Origin of the sequence: Pseudomonas sp. H11T01, from assembly GCF_048515765.1 — a bacterium.
Classification (GTDB): domain Bacteria; phylum Pseudomonadota; class Gammaproteobacteria; order Pseudomonadales; family Pseudomonadaceae; genus Aquipseudomonas.
Map to the genome: position 1 here is coordinate 201,928 of NZ_JBLYED010000003.1, position 19,433 is coordinate 221,360.

Annotated in this window: 14 protein-coding genes and 1 pseudogene; 9 read left to right on the forward strand and 6 right to left on the reverse strand. The window is 57.8% G+C overall.

All coding sequences use genetic code 11. The features are described from left to right. Window positions 1–76 precede the first annotated feature (76 nt). On the forward strand, window positions 77–2,515 hold the full coding sequence (locus ACN1C3_RS05400; RefSeq protein WP_419114762.1) for a DUF3141 domain-containing protein: 2,439 nt from the start codon (window positions 77–79) through the stop codon (window positions 2,513–2,515). 14 nt (window positions 2,516–2,529) lie between these two features. On the opposite strand, the gene ACN1C3_RS05405 is transcribed toward ACN1C3_RS05400, so the two are convergent. Next, window positions 2,530–3,645 (reverse strand): AraC family transcriptional regulator, encoded by a 1,116-nt coding sequence (locus ACN1C3_RS05405; protein WP_419114763.1) that lies wholly within the window; start codon window positions 3,643–3,645, stop codon window positions 2,530–2,532. A gap of 270 nt (window positions 3,646–3,915) precedes the next feature. On the opposite strand from ACN1C3_RS05405, the gene phbB reads away from it, so the two are divergent. From phbB to phaC, 3 genes are all read left to right on the forward strand, one after another. Then, complete coding sequence (gene phbB, locus ACN1C3_RS05410; RefSeq protein ID WP_419114764.1) at window positions 3,916–4,662, forward strand: acetoacetyl-CoA reductase; 747 nt, start codon at window positions 3,916–3,918, stop codon at window positions 4,660–4,662. A gap of 64 nt (window positions 4,663–4,726) precedes the next feature. After that, window positions 4,727–5,905: an acetyl-CoA C-acetyltransferase gene (locus ACN1C3_RS05415; RefSeq protein WP_419114765.1), complete on the forward strand. Its 1,179-nt coding sequence runs from the start codon at window positions 4,727–4,729 to the stop codon at window positions 5,903–5,905. Between the two features lie 161 nt (window positions 5,906–6,066). Further along, complete coding sequence (phaC, locus tag ACN1C3_RS05420; protein WP_419114766.1) at window positions 6,067–7,779, forward strand: class I poly(R)-hydroxyalkanoic acid synthase; 1,713 nt, start codon at window positions 6,067–6,069, stop codon at window positions 7,777–7,779. 45 nt (window positions 7,780–7,824) lie between these two features. Here the strand turns inward: phaC and ACN1C3_RS05425 are convergent. Together ACN1C3_RS05425 and ACN1C3_RS05430 are read right to left on the reverse strand one after the other, a co-directional pair. After that, window positions 7,825–8,001, reverse strand: a pseudogene (locus ACN1C3_RS05425) (helix-turn-helix domain-containing protein); the annotation flags it as partial. Between the two features lie 11 nt (window positions 8,002–8,012). Beyond that, window positions 8,013–8,675: a TetR/AcrR family transcriptional regulator gene (locus ACN1C3_RS05430; RefSeq protein ID WP_419114767.1), complete on the reverse strand. Its 663-nt coding sequence runs from the start codon at window positions 8,673–8,675 to the stop codon at window positions 8,013–8,015. A 92-nt stretch (window positions 8,676–8,767) separates the two neighbouring features. Here ACN1C3_RS05430 and ACN1C3_RS05435 point away from each other — a divergent pair, with 92 nt between their 5' ends. Next, complete coding sequence (locus tag ACN1C3_RS05435) at window positions 8,768–9,403, forward strand: NAD(P)H-dependent oxidoreductase (RefSeq protein ID WP_419114768.1); 636 nt, start codon at window positions 8,768–8,770, stop codon at window positions 9,401–9,403. Window positions 9,404–9,550: 147 nt separating this feature from the next. Here the strand turns inward: ACN1C3_RS05435 and ACN1C3_RS05440 are convergent, their stop codons facing one another. Both ACN1C3_RS05440 and ACN1C3_RS05445 read right to left on the reverse strand, forming a co-directional pair. Further along, complete coding sequence (locus ACN1C3_RS05440; protein ID WP_419114769.1) at window positions 9,551–10,801, reverse strand: aspartate aminotransferase family protein; 1,251 nt, start codon at window positions 10,799–10,801, stop codon at window positions 9,551–9,553. A 120-nt stretch (window positions 10,802–10,921) separates the two neighbouring features. Beyond that, on the reverse strand, window positions 10,922–12,313 hold the full coding sequence (locus tag ACN1C3_RS05445) for an MFS transporter (RefSeq protein ID WP_419114770.1): 1,392 nt from the start codon (window positions 12,311–12,313) through the stop codon (window positions 10,922–10,924). A 242-nt stretch (window positions 12,314–12,555) separates the two neighbouring features. Here ACN1C3_RS05445 and thpR point away from each other — a divergent pair, with 242 nt between their 5' ends. The 4 genes from thpR to ACN1C3_RS05465 all read left to right on the forward strand — a co-directional run bounded on the left by thpR (window position 12,556) and on the right by ACN1C3_RS05465 (window position 17,914). Then, a complete protein-coding gene (gene thpR / locus ACN1C3_RS05450) occupies window positions 12,556–13,101 on the forward strand; it encodes an RNA 2',3'-cyclic phosphodiesterase (protein WP_419114771.1) in 546 nt (181 codons plus the stop codon). 92 nt (window positions 13,102–13,193) lie between these two features. Then, entirely contained in the window at window positions 13,194–14,234 is a 1,041-nt protein-coding gene (locus ACN1C3_RS05455) for a GGDEF domain-containing protein (RefSeq protein WP_419114772.1), read from the forward strand. A gap of 600 nt (window positions 14,235–14,834) precedes the next feature. Continuing rightward, window positions 14,835–16,577, forward strand: a complete 1,743-nt coding sequence (locus tag ACN1C3_RS05460) for an ABC transporter permease (RefSeq protein WP_419114773.1) — start codon at window positions 14,835–14,837, stop codon at window positions 16,575–16,577. A gap of 14 nt (window positions 16,578–16,591) precedes the next feature. Beyond that, window positions 16,592–17,914, forward strand: a complete 1,323-nt coding sequence (locus ACN1C3_RS05465) for an AAA-associated domain-containing protein (RefSeq protein ID WP_419114774.1) — start codon at window positions 16,592–16,594, stop codon at window positions 17,912–17,914. 181 nt (window positions 17,915–18,095) lie between these two features. Here the strand turns inward: ACN1C3_RS05465 and ACN1C3_RS05470 are convergent, their stop codons facing one another. After that, entirely contained in the window at window positions 18,096–19,430 is a 1,335-nt protein-coding gene (locus ACN1C3_RS05470) for an MFS transporter (protein WP_419114775.1), read from the reverse strand. Window positions 19,431–19,433: the final 3 nt, after the last annotated feature.

Below are 19,433 nucleotides of genomic sequence, written 5' to 3' on the forward strand. Positions count from 1 at the left end.
TCGAACAGCCAGCCAAGCTCTCTTTATTAATGAGGCGCAGGCAGCTGCTTCTCATGCATAACGCCAGGAGATCACCATGGGCCAGGAAGATATTATTGCATCGCAATATGAAAGACTCTCCTCTCAACGCGGTCTGTTCGAACACCTGAGTCATCTGCAGCGCCTCAATACCCTGAACGTCCTTGATGCTTTGCGCCAGCGCCAGGAAAAAACCCTCGCGCCTCTGAAGCAGGGTCAACTCAGACTACCCACGCCCGCTGACTGGCAGGAATACTTCACCGACCTCGGCCAACGCAGCCTGCTGTTCTGGGACACCCTGCGCCAGCGCGGCGACAATACGCTGGCCCATGAACGCGCCGGGTATCCGCTGCTGCTCAAGTTCGATCATGAAACCCTGATCGCAGGCGCCGATCTCCCCCGCCCGGTCAACTATTCACTGTTGCGAATTCTCCCCGGACCAGAGCAAAAAGTCGGCAGCAACGGTCAGCCGGTGATCATCATTGATCCGCGCGGCGGCCACGGCTCGGGAATCGGCGGCTTCAAACAGGATTCGGTATTAGGCGAAAGCCTCAGAGCCGGCCACCCCACCTATTTCATCTCTTTCAGTCACTCACCACAGCCTGGGCAAACCCTGGCCGATATTGTCGAAGCCCAAGCCCGGTTCATCGAAGTCGTCAGCGCCCTTCACCCGGCCAACAGCAAGCCGATCATAATCGGCAACTGCCAGGCCGGCTGGGCCTTGATGGGACTGGCGGCAACACGACCGGAACTGCCGGGATTGATCATTATCAATGGTGCCCCCTTGTCGTACTGGGCCGGTGTCAATGGACGCAATCCGATGCGCTATACCGGTGGCCTGCTGGGTGGCGGCTGGATGGCTCGCCTGGGCAGCGACTTGGGCAATGACCGTTTCGACGGTACCTGGCTGGTCAGCAATTTCGAAAGTCTGGACCCGGCCAACACCTATTGGGGCAAGTACTACCAGTTGTTCAGCCAGATCGACAGCGAGGCTGTGCGCTTCCTCGACTTCGAGCGCTGGTGGGGCAGCCCGACCCTGCTCAATGGCGAAGAGATCGAGATGATTGTCGATGACCTTTTCATCGGCAACCAATTGTCCGGCGGTCTCGGCCGCAAGAGCAGCGGTATTGACCTGAAACGGATCGAAGTACCGGTGGTGGTGTTCTGCTCTTACGGAGACAACATCACCCCTCCGCAGCAGGCATTGAACTGGATCACCGATGTCTATCCCAGCGATCTCGCTTTGCATGACGCAGGACGTACCATTGTCTACCTGCGGCATGCCAGCATCGGCCATTTGGGTATTTTTGTTTCCGGCAAGGTAGCGCGGCGCGAACACCGTGGGTTGCTCGGCGCGGTCGAAGCCATCAATGCACTGCCGGCAGGGCTGTATGAAATGCTGATCGACGATCTGCCGGCTCCGTCAGGCGGCGGTGATGTGCAATACCGCGTACGTTTCGAATCAAGGCGAATCGCCGATATTCATGATGACGTCGAGCCGGCCCGTGATGACGATCGCGAATTCTCTCTGGTGGAGCGCGCCTCTGAAATCAACAGCGCGTTTTACGACGGGTTCATACGTCCGTGGCTGCGTCAGATAGTCAACGAGCCCGTTGCCGAACTGATGCGCAGAACGCACCCCTTCCATCAGCAGCAAGTGCTATGGAGCAGCCTGAATCCCGCGCTGTGGTGGTTAGCAGGGACCGCCTCCCAAGTGAGCAGTGATCGTCGTCCTGCACGCAAAGACAACCCGTTGCTGGCCTGGCAGGAGCTGTTCTCCAACCAGATGCAAGACGCCCTGGATGCTTATCGCGATGTGCGCGATGCCACTCAGGAGCTGTGTTTTTACGGTGTTTACGGCGCACTGAGTGTCCTCACCAGCAACAAGCCTGTGCGAAATCTCCAGGCACATGCTGACCAGCAGGACCAGGCTCTGATCGAACGCCTGCAGGATGCGCTGCCTCATGGCGGCCCCCTGGAAGCGCTGGTGCGGATTCTGTTTTTGCTGGGCCGCGACAGCGACAAGGCGGGTAAGGAAAGCATCGAGATACTGATCCAGCAGGTGCATCTGCTGGTCCAGAACTACAGCAGTGAGCCCACTGCCCTGCGCGAAGCCATCCGATTGCAGAACCTGCTGGTTTTTGCCCACCCGCAAGAAAGCTTGCGCAGCCTGCCCTTGCTACTCCCGGACACCGAGGCACGCCAACAGGTCCTCGCAGCCGTTGGGCAATTGATGCCCGAACTGCTAACAATTACTGGAGCTGAAGGTGAATTCTGGCGTGAACTGCACGCACTGCTCGAAGTCCCCCTGCCCGGCTTTAGTCTCACCCAACCACCCAGTGAAACACCTGTCATCCCGCAGGAGGCCCCTGCGCAGCCACCCCCGCTTGCAGTAACGCTGCCGCCGGAGATCACACCAACGCCCGCTCCCGCCATCGTAGTTAAAGCCCCGAAGCGCAAAGCGAGCAAAGGGACAAAAGGCCCCAAGCCTCGATGAACCATCACAAGAGATTAGCGGTGCATTCGTTCGGCGAAGCCTGCGATCTTCTGATCTCTGCGCAGAGCGACGGGGTTCATGGGTCGGACCGGCTCGACTTCCTCGAGCACAAGCAACGACTCGTCGGCTCGATACTGACCGGGGGTCATGCCGAACCAACGGGTGCATGCCTTATGGAAGCTGCTGTGATCATGAAAGCCGAGCAGATAAGTCACATGCTTCATGTTGAAATGAGAATGGCGCAAATAAAAGTCGGCCAACTGCCGACGCACATCGTTCAGGACATCCTTGAATTGCGTGCCATCCTTCTCAAGGCCTCGTTGAAGCGTTCGCTTGCTGATGCTCAGTGCCGCCGCAATCGATTCCATATCACATTGCCCTTGGCCTTGCCCTTGACTCAAGCGCTCGGTAATCAGCGCGCGAATCCTGCCGACAATAGAGTAGCCGGACAACAGGTCCAATTGAGCCTCGGCAAAACTGTCATGGAGTGTGGCCAACGCCTCGTTGGCCATACTCAAAGGGCTCAGAAGCTCCTGACCATCGAACAAGATGCTGTCATAAGCCGCTCCGAAACGCAGCGGACAGCCAAAAAGCCGCTGATGCTCCGACGTGTCTTCAGGTTCGGGATAAGTGAACTCCACGCTCAACGGTTGCGGCGACTTGCCACCCGCCAGCCAACGGCAGAAACCCAGCAGCGAAGCCAGGCCTGCATCCGTATATTGCCGGGGTTTGGCCGAGCCACGTTGCTGATGATCGAGGCTGGCCAGACGGTAATTTTGCTGCTCCTGGACAAAGAAAAGGCTGAATCCAGTACTAATCAACGGGCTGAAACGAACCAGACGTTCGAGCGCCTTTTTCAGATTCGAACTGGACATCATTGTGTAGCCCACGATCTGAAAACTGCCGGGATGGAAATTCCCGTAGGCTTTCAACCCGATGTCAGGATCATCCGAGGCCTGAGCGGCCAGCTCCCATAAACGATAAATAACGCTTCGCTCGCAGAATGCTCCCGACTTATTCACGAGCTTGACATCTAGTCCAGCCTCCTCGCATAGACGGGCAACATCCAGTCCTTGAGCCGAAAGCGTATTCGCCAGCACGCTGGCATAACCTGAACTCATTCTATACATGGCGTCCTCAATGACCTGTGGAACCGAACATCCTGTCCGGAGCCAATATCGACCTGTGTAGAACATATTTCAACTATGTTGCATAAATATTAACTGTCTGTTGAGTTTCAGGTATTGATCCCAGTATAGGTACTCCTCATTTATTGCCAGCGGGCCAAAACGCCCGCGTGGCACCGATGGACACGAAAACGTCACCTACAAACACTTCCGCACGGCCCGTCGATATCGAACAATCTTCTCTCCTGCAGCGCAAAATAAGGAAGTAGAAGTATGGAGTCGCGTAGTCGTATTGCAGTGGTAACCGGTGGTATGGGTGGCATTGGTACAGCGATCAGCCAACGTCTGTACAAGGAAGGCTTCAAGGTCATTGTCGGCTGCAGTGCCAATTCCAGCCGCAAGGATGACTGGATGGCAACACAGCTTGCAGCCGGCTATCAATTCGAATGCGTCGAAACCGACATCACCGATTGGGAATCGACCCGCAAGGCCTTTGAGATGGTACGGGAACACTTCGGGCCGATCGACGTACTGGTCAACAATGCTGGCATCACTCGTGACGCGTCCTTCCGCAAGCTCACCCCGGAAGACTGGAACACGGTGATCGGGACCAACCTGAACAGTTTGTTCAACACCTCCAAGCAAGTCATTGAAGGCATGCTCTCCAAGGGCTGGGGGCGGATCATCAACATCTCGTCGATCAACGGCCAGCGTGGCCAGTTCGGTCAGACCAACTACTCGGCAGCCAAGGCTGGCATCCATGGTTTCACCATGGCACTGGCCCGGGAAGTTTCCGGCAAGGGCGTGACCGTCAACACCGTCTCCCCAGGCTACATCCAGACCGACATGACTGCGGCAATCCGCAAAGACATTCTGGACGGCATGATTGCCGGCATTCCGGTCGGCCGCCTTGGCCAACCCGAAGAGATCGCCTCAATCGTGGCCTGGCTGGCCTCCGATGAGTCCGCCTACAGCACCGGTGCCGACTTCTCGGTAAACGGCGGCATGAACATGCAATAACCCCAACCAGGGTATAAATGCCCTGGTTTGTTCGACGAATCTTGTCTTTTCAATGAGGTCACGCATGAACGAAGTCGTAATCGTTGCCGCTACTCGTACCGCCATTGGCAGTTTCCAGGGTGCTTTGTCTGCAATTCCCGCGACCGAGCTGGGTGCCGCAGTGATTCGCCGCTTGCTGGAGCAGACGGGTATCGATGCTGCTCAAATTGATGAAGTGATCCTCGGCCAGGTACTCACTGCCGGCGCTGGGCAAAACCCGGCACGCCAGACAGCGATCAAGGCCGGTTTGCCACATACCACGCCTGCCCTGACCCTGAACAAGGTCTGCGGCTCCGGCCTCAAGGCGGTCCATCTCGCCGTCCAGGCAATCCGTTGCGGCGACGCGGAACTGGTGATCGCTGGCGGTCAGGAAAATATGAGTCTGGCCCCCTATGTACTGCCCAAGGCACGCACCGGCCTGCGCATGGGCCATGCGCAACTGCAAGACAGCATGATCCAGGATGGCCTGTGGGACGCCTTCAACGACTACCACATGGGTATCACCGCCGAGAATCTGGCGCAGAAGTACGAGATCTCTCGTGAGTCGCAGGATGCCTTCTCTGCCGCCTCGCAACAGAAGGCCGCTGCAGCCATTGAGGGCGGGCGTTTCCAGAGTGAGATCACCCCGATCCTGATTCCCCAGCGCAAGGGCGAACCACTGGTCTTCGACACTGACGAACAGCCGCGAATCGACAGCACTGCGCAAGCCTTGGCGAAACTCAAACCGGCATTCCAGAAAGACGGCAGCGTGACCGCCGGCAACTCTTCGACCCTCAACGATGGTGCTGCCGTGCTGCTGCTGGCCAGCGCCGCTAAAGCACAAGCGCTGGGCCTGCCGGTACTGGCACGGATCAAAGCCTATGCCAGCGCCGGTGTGGACCCGTCGATCATGGGCATCGGCCCGGTCCCGGCTACACGTCTGACCCTGCAAAAGGCCGGCTGGAGCATCGAGGACCTGGACCTGATCGAAGCCAATGAAGCCTTCGCCGCCCAGTCGCTGGCGGTTGGCAAAGAGTTGGGTTGGGACACCAGCAAAGTCAACGTCAACGGCGGCGCGATCGCCCTTGGCCATCCGATCGGCGCGTCAGGGGCACGGATTCTGGTGTCGCTGGTGCACGAACTGATCCGTCGCGACGGCAAGAAGGGTCTGGCCACCTTGTGCATCGGTGGCGGACAAGGCGTCGGCCTGGCTATCGAGCGCTAACCAACAGCATCTGAGTAGACAATGCGCGGACTTGGGATCCTTGTTCCGCGCATCATGCTGGCGTCAAACAATGCTGCCCGCATTCCTGCCGTCGCTACGCCGGAGTCCGGCAAAGCGCGGCTTTTTTTCTGCCCGGCTCATCTGTATGGGCAAGGAATTTTATGGACAACAACGCGCATACATTCAAGACCTATTGGTCAGGCCAGGTTCCGTTCATCGCCTCCTTTGCAGTGCAACAATTGCGCCTATGGGTCAGCACCAATCCCTGGTTTTCCGGGCATGAGCACGATGCCTGGTTCGAGCTACCTCGCGAAACCCTGGACAGCCTTCAAGCGGACTATCAGGTTCAATGGGGCCAACTCGGCCAAAAACTGCTGACAGGCCAACCCTTCAGCTTCGATGATCGACGTTTCGCCAGCGGCAACTGGAGCGAGCCACTGTTCGGCTCCCTCGCTGCGTTTTACCTGCTCAACTCCAGCTTTCTCCTGAAACTGCTCGACAAGCTGCTGATCGACGAAAATAAACCGCGCCAACGCCTGCGCTACCTGGTGGAGCAAGCCATTGCCGCCAGTGCGCCAAGCAATTTCCTGGTCAGTAACCCTGATGCGCTCCAGCGTGTGGTTGAGACTCAAGGTGCCAGCCTGATCACAGGTATGCAGCATCTGGCCAGCGACATGGACGAAGGCAAAATGCGTCAGTGCGATAGCGGCGCCTTCAAGGTTGGCGTCGATCTGGCCAACACTCCCGGCGAAATCGTCTTCGAGAATCACCTCTTCCAGCTCATTCAGTATTACCCGCAAAGCGAAACCCAGTACCGAAACCCGGTATTCGTCGTACCGCCGTCGATCAACAAGTACTACATCCTTGATCTGCGCCCGGAAAACTCGATGGTCCGCCACCTGCTGGAACAGGGACATCCCGTATTCCTGATGTCCTGGCGCAACTTTGACGAGGAACACGCTGGCACCACCTGGGATGACCTGATTGAACACGGGGTAATCGACGCCCTGCAAGTGACCCGCGAGATCAGTGGCGAGAAGCGACTCAATTGCGTGGGTTTCTGCATTGGCGGCACTCTGTTGAGCACTGCACTGGCCGTACTGGCTGCACGCGGTGACCGAGAGATCGCCAGCGTGAGCCTGTTGACCACCTTCCTTGATTACCACGATACCGGCGCCATCGACATCTTCGTCGATGAAGAACTGGTGGCCCACCGCGAGCGCACCATCGGTGGCGTGAATGGCCCCATCGGTCTGTTTCGTGGCGAGGACATGGGCAATACCTTCTCCCTGCTGCGTCCCAACGAATTGTGGTGGAACTACAACGTCGACAAATACCTCAAGGGGCAGAAACCGATTCCGCTTGATCTGCTGTTCTGGAATAACGACAGCACCAACCTTCCGGGCCCGATGTACTGCTGGTACCTGCGCCACACCTATCTGCAGAACGATCTGAAATCGGGAGAGCTGGAGTGCTGTGGGGACAAGCTGGATTTGCGTGCAATTGACGCACCCGCTTACATCCTTGCCACCCATGACGATCATATCGTGCCCTGGAAAAGCGCCTACGCCAGCACTAACCTGCTCTCCGGGACCAAGCGCTTTGTACTGGGCGCTTCCGGGCATATCGCCGGCGTCATCAATCCGCCTGCCAAGCAGAAGCGCCATTACTGGACCAACAATCGGGTCACGAAAAACCCGGACACCTGGTTCAAGAATGCCGAACAGAATCCCGGCAGCTGGTGGAATGACTGGTTCAACTGGCTGGCCGGACACTCCGGTGAGCGCCAACCAGCGGTTGCGCACGCCGGAAATGCCAAATACCCGCCTCTGGAACCGGCACCAGGCAGTTATGTAAAATCCTCTGGTAAGTGACGAGCTCGAAGGCCTTTTCCAGGTCTTTGTGAGCCGGGCACGATAGTCGCTTGGGGTGACGCCCAAGCGATGAAAAAAGGCTCGTCGAAAGCCGTCGATGTTGGCATAGCCAACTTCGTCGGCAAGGCGTTTCAAGGGTACAGCAGACTCCTCGACCAGGCGTCGGGCAGCGTCGATACGGGCCAACTCGACAAACTCGACAGGTGTGGAGTTGGCTTCCATTCCAATTCAATTCACTCGCCGCCAAGCCTGTCAGCCTCGGCAAGGCCATGAGTGCCGCGTGCGCTTCTGTCGACCATTGCGACGATCGTTTCGAAGAGTTCGTCCTGCGCCTGGATGGGTGTGATTTCTCCGGTCGCGGCGGCATGGGACAGGGCTTCGGCCGCACCGAGCATCGCCCGAAGACCCGCGGGTGCGATAGCACCCTCTTTGGTGAATGGGGAGAGGGCAATCCGACACTTGTTCATGAAGACCGCTTCGTACTCGCGCTTGATTTTTTCGAGCTCCGGCGAACTGGCCAACGCCGCGATCACGCCGGGTATCTCGTTGCCTTGGAGAAGCACGCAATCGACGTAAGACGATGCGATGACCGTAGCCGTGCTCAGCAAGGTAGGTTCGCTCGTCTGAAGCGCGGCATCCATCAGCGCTGTCTGACGTGCGTCGAATTCCTGATAGAGCGCCGCCAACAGCCCGGGCCTTGTACTGAAATGGTCGTAAACCACGGGCTTTGTAACGCCCGCTTGCTCGGCGAGCCGTCCAAGCGTCAAGGCTTCCGTGCCCTCCTCCCGGACCAGCCGCCAGGCGACGTCCAGCAACTGGCGTTGTCTCTCCTCCCTCGTCATGCGGCGACGCGGCTGCGGGCTGGAGTCCTGCTCTCTTGTTTCGGTGCTTGACATGGCAATATACCAAAAGTAACTTACTAAACGTAACTTACCAAGAGTATATAAGGTACGCCTTTCGCCCTCAATCAGTAGCAGGAGTTTTCGATATGCACGCGCTCATCGTTGTCGCTCATCACGACCCCCAGTCGCTCACCCATAGCCTCGCAGCGCAAGTCGCTGAGGGCGTGGTCCTGGCCGATCCCGGCAACTCTTTTGAAATCGCGGACCTCTCGGCGCAAGCGTTCGAACCGAGGTTCGGCGCGGCTGATTTCGCTGTCCATCACAGGGAGACGCCGCCCCCCGCCGATGTTGCCGCCGAGCAGGCGAGAATCGATCGTGCCGACGCCCTTGTGCTGGTCTATCCCGTCTACTGGTGGTCGATGCCGGCGCTTCTCAAGGGATGGATCGATCGCGTATTCGCCAATGGCTGGGCGTTCGACTTCAGTTCGGATGCCAAGCTGGTGAAGAAGCTTCGCCACCTACGGGTTCATCTTGTCGGTGTCGGCGGCGCCGATGGGGGAACCTATGAGCGGCACGGCTATGCCGACGCCATGAAGACGCAGATTGACCATGGGATCTTCGATTATTGCGGCGCATGCGTCGTGACGTCCGAACTCCTGCTCGAATCGGAAACGCAGGATCCGACTGCCCATTTGGACGCCGCGCGAGCCCTCGGTCGCAATCTCTTCACTGCATCCCAGCGATGCAGCAGTAAGGGTACAGATTTACTTTCCATGGCCTGAATAGGCCGATAGCTGACTATCGCAGAGTTGATTGTTTGACGTCGCCAGGGTTGTCCTCAGTTGCCCTGAGCGCCTACGCCAACACCGACCGACTCTGCGAAACCAGACGCTTTTGCTGAAAACTCATCGTTCAGTCATGTCATGGACTCAGCGAATGTCCGCCAGGCATTTTTCGATAATATCCAGACCTTCATTCAGCATCGCCGAATCGATGGTCAGGGGCGCCAGCAGACGGATGATGTGCCGCGACTTGCCGCTCGGCATCAGCAGCAGTCCGCTGTTTCTGGCAGCTTCCAGCAAGGCGGCCAACTGCGCCGTCGCGGGATGGCCTTCGGGGGTGATCAACTCGATACCGCGCATGGCGCCCACACCCGTCAGGCGTCCAAGGTAAGGCGACAGCTTTTGGTCTCGCCAACGCTCATAGCGGCTGACGATGATGCTTTCTTGCATCTCGCCCCACGCCGACAGATTCGCATCAGTCATTTCATCCAGCGTCGCCAGCCCCGCTGCACAGGCAATCGGGTTGCCCGAATAGGTACCGCCCAGACCGCCTTTGGGTAACGTATCGAGCAGTGCTTTTCGTCCGACGACCGCCCCCAGCGGCATGCCGCCAGCAATACTTTTGCCCAATAGCAGCAAGTCCGGCTCGATACCCAGACGCGTGAAGGCAAAGCGTTGTCCGGTACGGCCAAAGCCCGACTGGATTTCATCAATGACCAGCACAATGCCCTTCTCATCGCAGAGCTTGCGCAATGCCTGGGCGAACTCGATATCCAGCGCCAGGAACCCGCCCTCGCCCTGCACCGGCTCGAGAATGAAACAGGCCACCTCATCAATATCGATTTCCACGCTGAATAGACGGTCCATGGCCTTTAGCGCGTCCTGGGTGGTGACGCCGGTGTCTTTGCTGGGGTAAGGCAAATGGTAAACCGGGCCAGGCAAGACGCCGACCTTCTGCTTGTAAGGCGCGACTTTGCCGTTGAGATTGAGGGTGGCCAGGGTACGCCCATGGAACGCACCGTCGAAGGCAATCACCGCAGTGCGGCCAGTATGCGCGCGTACGATTTTCAGGGCATTTTCCGCGGCCTCGGCGCCGCTGTTGGTCAGCATGCCGCTGACCGGATAGCTCACTGGCACAAACGCCGCCAAACGCTCCATGAAGCGTTCATAGGGTTGATGAGGTGCGGCGTTGAACGCGTAATGGGTCAGCCGTTTGGCCTGGTCACAGATGGCGTCGACAATACGTGGGTGGCAATGGCCCAGGTTCAACACACCGATACCGCCGACAAAATCGATGTAGCGCTTGCCGTTCACGTCCCAGACTTCGGCATTTTTTCCGTGACTGAGGCTGATCGGATGAACGAAGGAAATAGAGCTGCTGATAGAGGTGGAGGCCATGGCCGGTCATCCTGCTGACAATGAAAGTGCCCGCTATGTAAGCGATGATCGAGCGGTCCCCACAAGCGAAATAAACTCTCCGGGTTATTCCTCAGATTCGGGATGTCCGAAACCCGGACATCACTTTCGCTGCAACACCGCCTCCCCGGCCTGGGGTAACAGACGCAGGTTATCCAGCAACGCAATACCAGCAATCACCGCAATCCAAAGGAACGTCAGCTGAAAATCGGCGGTCAGCGCGTGTTCGGTATTCCCATGGATGTTCATTGCGAGGCGCAGCAGTAATGCGCCAATGGCCACTCCCAACCCCATGCTGAGCTGAAAGAACATGCTGAACAGGGTCGATGCGTCGCTCATTTGTTCCTTGGGTACGTCGGCGAAACCCAGGGTATTAAAGGCAGTGAACTGCATGGATCGCGATAGACCGCCGACGAACAGGATGAACAGAATCAGCGGCCAGCCCATGCGCGGTTCGAGCAGCGCGCAGGCGGCGATGGCCAACACGCCAAGAATCCCGTTGACCAGCAACACAGGGCGAAATCCCCAGCGCTGCATCACCACGCTGGTGAAGGGTTTCATCGCCAGATTGCCGGCGAACACCGCCAGCATCAGCAGCCCGGCATCGAATGCCGACAGGCCAAAGCCCAGCTGAAACATCAACGGCAGAAGGAACGGTAGCGTGCTGATGGCGACGCGAAACAGTGAGCCACCAAACAGGCTGACGCTGAACGTGCGAATCCCCACTACTCCCAAAGCCAGCAACGGTTCGGCACGCCGACGCATATGCGCCCACGCCAGAACGCCAAGCGTCGTCCCGGCAATGACCAGCATCAGCCCAGGCCACAGATTGGCGCGACTTTGCCCGAGCATTTCGACGCCGTACAACAACGCGGCACAGGCACCACCCACCAGCACAAATCCGCCGAGATCGAAGGCTCTGGCACTGACCTCATTGTGCTTGGGAATCAGGATAAAGGTTGCGATCAACGCCACCAGGCCAAGCGGCAAATTGAGATAGAAGATCCACGGCCAGGAGGCATGGGTAACAATGAACCCGCCCAGCGGCGGTCCCAGAATCGGTGCCACCAACCCAGGCCAGGTGATGAAGGATATGGCCCGCACCAGATCCTTTTTCTCCGTCGCCCGTAACACCGCCAGGCGTCCGACCGGCACCATCATCGCGCCGCTGATGCCCTGAAGCACACGGGCAGCGACAAAGGTTTCCAGGCTGTCACTCAATCCGCATAACAACGAAGATACACTGAACAGCACAATCGCCGAGCCGAACACCAGGCGCGAACCGAAGCGATCCGCCAACCAGCCGCTGATGGGAATGAACACCGCAATGGCCAACATGTAGGCGCTCATACCGATGTTCAGGTCCACCGCCGCCACAGCAAAAGTGCGGGCCATGTCCGGCAATGCCGTGGCAATCACCGTGGCGTCGAGGTTTTCCATGAAGAACGTCACGGCCACCAGCAAGGCAATCAGTGTCGAGCGGCGTTGAGACATAGGCATGGTTCCTGGCCGTCTTTTTGAGTTGACCTACGGTATCGAGAAAATGCTGTTCCATGGGAGTGGGTCCGCAAAAAAAAACCGTACTGGCGCACTCACCCTCCTTTGCATCGCACGCTGCCCATGGATAATGAACCTACCCTTGATTCCTGCGCGTCGTCTGAGTTGAAGCGCAAAGCCGCTCCCCCGGGTGACCTCGTGGGTATCGCTGCGCTCACCCTAACCTGGAGGTGAAAGGTATGAGCTATGAATCTCGTGAGCAGGGCGAACCGCTCAAGCGTTTGTTTTTCGCCCTGCCCTGCGCCGCTGCACAACGCCGGGCCATAGCCCAATGGCGGAGCGATCTTGAGCTCAGTAACGGACGCCCGGTACCAGCGGAAAACTTTCATTTGACGCTAATGTTTCTGGGGGCTGTCGCCGTGACGCAGATTCCGGGCATCTGCGCTGCTGCCGCCAGTGTCCGAACGCCAGGTGAGCATTTGACGGTACCGCTCGACCGTCTGGATGTATGGCGCCGAGCCGGCATTTTGTTACTCGCTCCCGCGCAGGAACCACAGGTATTGCGCCAGCTGGTCTATGCCTTGCAACAGGCCCTGCTACCTCTTGGGTTTGTGGATGCCCCTCGGGAATTTCGCCCTCACTTGACCTTGATGCGGGACTATCGAACCCCTGTCCCTGAATCCAATACTCCACCAGACTTTCACCTGAGTGCCCAACACTTCACCCTATTCGAGTCGCATAAAGGCCGCTACCGGCCGCTGGCCGAGTGGCCTCTGGTTCCATAGACGCATCCGATGCAGACATGGCCGATTGCCAGACGTATGGTTATGTGTCTCTTACTGTATATTCGCCAAAAATAAACAACGGCAGTGACGTTATGAGCCAATCAGAGAAGCGGGCGACTGCCCTGGCGCGATATCCAGAGGACACCCGCGAGGCGGCAGCCCTGCTCAAGCAAGCTATACCGCTGATGGTGCGTCATAACATTGCGCCCAACCCCGTGCATTACGCTCTCTGGTACACCTACAGCAAAGGTCTGGAGCCAGAGCTCAATCGCCACCTGGATAGGGTTGTCAAAGACTTCGACAGCTTCCCCCCGGAATCCGCTGCGAAGCTTTTTCGCGACTACATCATTCGCGACGAATTGGAGGACGCCCGCGCCGGGCAACAAGAAGTGATCAATCTGGTTGACGATATGGAGCGCGACGTCTCGCGTAGCGTGAAGGGCAGCCTCAACTTTCAGGCAAGTCTTGAACACTGCCTGGAAATGCTTGAGGAACCGAGCAGCGATGGATTGCCCACCCTACTGAGCGAGCTGCAGCAGAGCACCCAGCTCATGCAGGATCAGCAAGAGCTTTTTCTCTCCCAACTGCATGCTGCTCAAAATGAGATTAAAAGCCTGCGGGACAAGCTTGAACGCACCCAACTGGCCGCGACGCTGGACGGTCTGACTCAGGTGCTCAATCGAAACACCTTCACCCGCGTACTGGAGCAAGCGCTGAGCAAGGCCCCCCAGGGTGTGGCTCTGGTCATGCTGGACATCGATCACTTCAAGCAATTCAATGACCAGTACGGTCACCCTTTAGGTGACCGGGTACTCCAACATGTCGGTCAGGTGCTACGTAACTCACTTCCATCTCACGCCATGGCGGCGCGCTATGGCGGAGAGGAGTTCTGCGTCATCCTGCAGGGGTGCACCGATCTCACCAGCGCCCATGCCTTCGCTGAGCAACTGCGTCTGAAAATCCAGTCGTTACGGATCAAGGCACGTAGCACCGAAAAGGTGCTCGACACGATCACTGCATCCTTTGGTGTCGCCCTCTTCGAAGCGGGTGACAACCTGGAAAGCCTCCTGACTCGCGCCGATGACGCGCTTTACCAGGCCAAGCGCAATGGGCGCAACCAAGTACATCGGTAATCAGCCCTCGGCGAATCGTTGCCTGAGCGACGCTCATATTGAGCAGCCGGGTGCTGCATATCCGGCGGGCTCACTATGCGTCCGGAGATTGCGGAGCTGCTGCCGCATCGTTGTCAACCGGCGTAATCATGCAATGTGGGTTAGTCGTACGATTATCTTTAACCCTCGAAAATGACATTAATTTTATGTTTCTGCAACATTTCGATACGTATAATCCGCCCCCGGAAAGCTATGCATTGGCACCTGACTCGATAGCAACTTCGACACACATGCTGATGGCCTGATGGCGTTATCAGGCTGACAACCCAAATGCCAATTTCAACCCACCAAAGGAGAGTCCATCCGTGGATCCTGCCTTTTTTCGGTGGCCCATGCATAGAAAAGCCAAACGTAATATAGCCGGTGCATGGTGTTTACTCAGCGATCTGCCTTACTGAGTAAGCGGGGCAATTCTGCTCGTTGCGTGATCTCACTCCGTCGTTTTACCAACCCTCAAGAGGTTGATTTGACTGCATGCCGGGCAGCTTGGGCGTTGGCGCTCAAATAGGTGTTGGCATGTGGACATGAGTCCCACTCAGAACGCTGTAGGAATCACTGAATATGAACAAGATATTCCGTCATTACATCCCGGCCACGACCCTGCGCTTACTGCCCAACCGCTGGGATCTGGTCGCCTTGCCGCTGGTCATCGGCTTCTTGCTGTTTTTCTCAATAGCCGCGCGGGAAACCTGGGCACCGATGTCCACCTTGCAGGGTGAAGTCATCTCACTCGACCCGGCCAGCCTGCCCGAGTATGCGATGCGCACCACCCTGCGCATGCTCGCGGCGATGGCGGCGTCCCTGGTGTTCACCCTGCTTTACGGAACACTGGCCGCCAAAAGCCGACGGGCCGAAAAACTGCTGGTGCCAGTGCTGGACATCCTGCAATCAGTACCCGTTCTGGGCTACATCTCGTTCACGGTGACGTTTTTCCTGCTGTTGTTTCCAGGGCGGGTGCTCGGCGCAGAATTCGCGGCCATTTTTGCCATCTTCACCAGCCAGGCCTGGAACATGACGTTCAGTTTCTACCAGTCACTGCGCATGCTGCCGCGCGACCTGGAAGAAGTGTCCAGCAACCTTCAGCTGTCCGGCTGGCAAAAGTTCTGGAAGCTGGACGTGCCGTTCGCCATTCCGGGACTGGTCTGGAACATGATGATGAGCATGTCCGGCGGCTGGTTCTTCGTGGTGGCTTCCGAAGCCATTACGGTCGGTGACAAGACCGTCATGCTACCTGGCGTGGGTTCGTACCTGGCGATCGCCATCCAGCAGCAAGACCTGCAAGCCGTGGGCTACGTCATCCTGGCGATGATCGCGGTGATCCTGATTTACGACCAGTTTCTGTTCCGGCCCCTGGTGGCCTGGGCCGATAAATTCCGCATGGAGAACACCGCCTCACAGGCAGGCTCACCGGAGTCTTGGGTGCTGAAGCTGATCCAGCGCACTCGCATGATCCAGCGCGTCCTGCGTCCCATCACCCGAACCATCGGCAGAATAGGCAACCGACGCTTCAGCCTGCCGCGCTCGAACCGCACCGCCATGCCATCGAACCCGGCCACTTCACGGCTGGTAGATTGGGTGTGGGGAATGCTGATTGCGGTGTTGACCCTCTACACGCTGTACCACATCGCCCTCTACATGAGCAGCGAAGTGACACTCGATGAGGTCGGGCATGTGCTCGGCATGGGGCTGATTACCTTGGTACGGGTAGTGTTGTTGATTGCCGTGGCCTCGCTGATTTGGGTGCCGCTGGGTGTGATGATCGGTTTGCGTCCGCACCTGGCGGAAAAAATCCAGCCATTGGCGCAGTTCCTCGCGGCCTTCCCCGCCAACTTGCTGTTCCCGGTGTTTGTCATCGTGATTCTGCGTTACCAGTTGAACCCGGATATCTGGCTGAGCCCGCTGATCGTGCTGGGTACGCAGTGGTACATCTTGTTCAACGTTATCGCCGGCGCCAGTGCATTCCCGAACGATTTCCGCGAGGCCGCGACCAACTTCCGCATTCGCGGCTGGCTGTGGTGGCGCAAGGTCATGCTGCCGGGCATCTTCCCGTATTACGTGACCGGGGCAATTACAGCCTCTGGCGGCGCGTGGAACGCCAGTATCGTTTCCGAATTCGTTTCATGGGGACAAGACAAGGTCGTCGCTCACGGCTTAGGTGCGTACATCGCCCAGAATACGGCCGCCGGTGACTTCCCGAAAATCACCCTGGGCGTGGTGGTGATGTCGCTCTTTGTCGTGGCCTTCAATCGCGCGGTATGGCGGCCGATGTACGCCATTGCTGAAAACAAACTCCGTCTCAATTAACGGGATTCGATGTCATGAATACCTTTACAGAACATACACAGGCATCCCCCGAAATCTACGCGCTGAACAACGTGAGCCGGGCGTTTGGTAAGGGCAAGGACGAGTTGCAAGTGCTCAGCGATGTTGACCTGACCCTGCGCGAAGGCGAGATTGTCGGCATGCTGGGCCGCTCCGGATCGGGCAAATCTACCTTGCTGCGCATCATTGCCGGCCTGATACCGCCGTCGTCGGGTGAGGTTCGGTACAACGGTACCTTGCTCACCGGGCCGGCCGAAGGTGTCGCGATGGTCTTTCAGACCTTTGCGTTGTTCCCGTGGCTGACCGTCCTCGAAAACGTAGAGGCCGGCCTTCAGGCACTACAGGTCGAACGCAAGGCCGCCCGCAAGCGCGCACTGGCCGCGATCGACCTGATCGGCCTCGATGGATTCGAAAACGCCTATCCCCGTGAACTGTCGGGCGGGATGCGTCAACGCGTGGGCTTTGCCCGAGCCTTGGTGGTTAACCCTACGTTGTTGCTGATGGACGAGCCCTTCTCGGCGCTGGATGTCTTAACCGCCGAAACCCTGCGAACCGACCTGCTGGATTTGTGGAGCGGCGAGCAGCTGCCGATCAAATCCATCCTGATCGTGACGCACAACATCGAAGAAGCCGTTTTGATGTGCGACCGCATTCTGGTTTTGTCGTCGAACCCAGGGCGAGTCGTGGCCCAAATCAAGGTGCCATTCACCCATCCACGCAACCGTCTGGACCCGACCTTTCGCCAAATGGTCGATGACATCTATGCATTGATGACCGACCGGCGCAGCGCTGACGCCAGCACCGGCAAAGCCGAGCTGAAGATGGGCAGTCCGCTGCCGGAAGTCTCCACCAACCTCATGGCCGGCCTGATCGAAACCCTCGCGGCCGAACCCTATAACGGACATGCCGGCCTGCCAGACGTTGCAGAACGGCGCTTACTGGAAGTGGACGACCTGTTCCCGATAGCAGAGATGCTGGAATACCTGGGGTTCGCTGAGCTCAAGGGCGCCGACATCACCCTGACAGAAGCCGGCAAGTTGTTCGCCGAGTACGGCACCCAGGAGCGAAAAACCATATTCGCCGAGCACCTGATCAAGCACGTGCCACTGGCCGCACGTATTCGGCAGGTATTGCAGGAACGAAACGGACACCGGGCGCCACGTGTGCGCTTCGAGCAGGAACTGGAAGATTCACTCACTGAGGCGTTTGTGGAGAAAACATTGGAAAGCGTGATCACTTGGGGGCGATACGCTGAAATTTTCTCCTATGACGACCACACCGAGACGTTCAGCCTGGAAGATGTCGAAGGCAGCCTATAGCCCTTCTCGCGCCATATTACGGCGGTTCACAACAGGGCTTGAACCAGGTGATGCGACACTCGCTTGATCGAAGACTCAGGAACCTCTTGGGGAAGCACAAAAAACAGCCGAAGCCCCTAAAGGCTTCGGCTGTTTTTAAAGGTCTCTTTTCGAGACACTTCTTTCAAGCGTTCGAAGGTGCCTAGGTATTATTGGCAACCCCGCCTGCCACCCGCAGTTGCTCCTTCGGCGCGCGCAACGTCCATAACAGATAGACCCCCACCAGTCCCGCTGCCGACAGTGACAACATCCCTGCACGGGGATCGGTGAACCAGACCTCCATATTGGCCTTGAGCATTGGCGCGACGAAGCCGCCGATATTTCCCATAGAACCAATCAGGGCAATACCGCCTGCCGCGGCGACCCCACCGAGGTAACTGGTCGGCAGTGTCCAGAACAGTGGTTGAACGGTCACGAAACCGGCGGCTGCAAAGCAGAAAGCCAGCAATACCGGAGCAAAGCTGTTGAGCAATGCCGAGGCGGCAATGCCCAGCGCAGCCATGCCCAGCATGCACATCGCCATCTTCAGGTGTGCCCCATGCCGGTCGGCATAGCGGGTCACAAAAAACATGGCGACCGCGGCGCACAGCCATGGCAATGAAATGAACATGCCCACTTCGAGGCCAACCTTGGTCCCCAGCAGCTCCGCAATTCGGGTCGGCAGATAAAAGATGACCCCGTACACACTGACCTGAACGCTGAAATAAATCAGGATGAATTTCAGCACGCGCTTGTTGCGAACCAGACCCAGCAGGCTGTTCGGCCCATGGGCCAGCTTGAGCTTGTCTTCAGCCTTGAGCTCTTGGCTCAGGGCGGCTTTCTCCTCGCCGGTCAGCCAGTTGGCATCCTGTGGCTTACTTTTGAGGTAGAAAAGCGCAACGATCCCCACAATGACAGCCGCCAGGCCTTCCACCAGGAACATCCATTGCCAGTTGGTCAGGTTGAACACGCCGTGCATTTCCAACAACCAACCCGACAACGGACTGCCTAACATCAAGGCCAATGGCAGGCCGAAATAGTAGATTCCGATGGCCTGACCGCGACGCTGGGCCGGGAACCAGTAGGTCAGGTACAGGATGACACCTGGAGAAAAGCCCGCTTCGGCCACACCGAGCAGAAAACGCAGCAGGTAAAACGTCGTTTCATCGCGCGTGAACATCATGGCCGCAGACACCAGCCCCCAGGTAATCATGATCCGGCTAAGCCAGACTCTCGCGCCGACCCGGTGCAACATCAGGTTGCTGGGGACTTCGAAGATCGCATAACCAATGAAGAAAATGCCTGCCCCCAGGGCGAAGGCCGCATTACTCAAGCCGATATCGGTTTGCAGCGCCGCCTTGGCGAAGCCGACGTTGGAGCGATCGATCATCGCCAGAGCGAACATCAATGCGAGGAACGGCAACAGCTTCCATCGACACTTGGCGATGGCGCTCTCAATAGCTGCCGCGTGGTCCGATCTTGTTATATTTTTGATCATCAT

What these genes read in the sequence shown, in the direction of transcription:
- ACN1C3_RS05445 (WP_419114770.1), bottom strand. Translation starts at nt 12,313, where the DNA reads ATGTCTCAACGCCGCTCGACACTGATTGCCTTGCTGGTGGCCGTGACG.
- phbB (WP_419114764.1), top strand. Translation starts at nt 3,916, where the DNA reads ATGGAGTCGCGTAGTCGTATTGCAGTGGTAACCGGTGGTATGGGTGGC.
- ACN1C3_RS05415 (WP_419114765.1), top strand. Translation starts at nt 4,727, where the DNA reads ATGAACGAAGTCGTAATCGTTGCCGCTACTCGTACCGCCATTGGCAGT.
- ACN1C3_RS05400 (WP_419114762.1), top strand. Translation starts at nt 77, where the DNA reads ATGGGCCAGGAAGATATTATTGCATCGCAATATGAAAGACTCTCCTCT.
- ACN1C3_RS05430 (WP_419114767.1), bottom strand. Translation starts at nt 8,675, where the DNA reads ATGTCAAGCACCGAAACAAGAGAGCAGGACTCCAGCCCGCAGCCGCGT.
- ACN1C3_RS05440 (WP_419114769.1), bottom strand. Translation starts at nt 10,801, where the DNA reads ATGGCCTCCACCTCTATCAGCAGCTCTATTTCCTTCGTTCATCCGATC.
- ACN1C3_RS05470 (WP_419114775.1), bottom strand. Translation starts at nt 19,430, where the DNA reads ATGATCAAAAATATAACAAGATCGGACCACGCGGCAGCTATTGAGAGC.
- ACN1C3_RS05435 (WP_419114768.1), top strand. Translation starts at nt 8,768, where the DNA reads ATGCACGCGCTCATCGTTGTCGCTCATCACGACCCCCAGTCGCTCACC.
- ACN1C3_RS05455 (WP_419114772.1), top strand. Translation starts at nt 13,194, where the DNA reads ATGAGCCAATCAGAGAAGCGGGCGACTGCCCTGGCGCGATATCCAGAG.
- ACN1C3_RS05405 (WP_419114763.1), bottom strand. Translation starts at nt 3,645, where the DNA reads ATGTATAGAATGAGTTCAGGTTATGCCAGCGTGCTGGCGAATACGCTT.
- thpR (WP_419114771.1), top strand. Translation starts at nt 12,556, where the DNA reads ATGAGCTATGAATCTCGTGAGCAGGGCGAACCGCTCAAGCGTTTGTTT.
- ACN1C3_RS05460 (WP_419114773.1), top strand. Translation starts at nt 14,835, where the DNA reads ATGAACAAGATATTCCGTCATTACATCCCGGCCACGACCCTGCGCTTA.
- phaC (WP_419114766.1), top strand. Translation starts at nt 6,067, where the DNA reads ATGGACAACAACGCGCATACATTCAAGACCTATTGGTCAGGCCAGGTT.
- ACN1C3_RS05465 (WP_419114774.1), top strand. Translation starts at nt 16,592, where the DNA reads ATGAATACCTTTACAGAACATACACAGGCATCCCCCGAAATCTACGCG.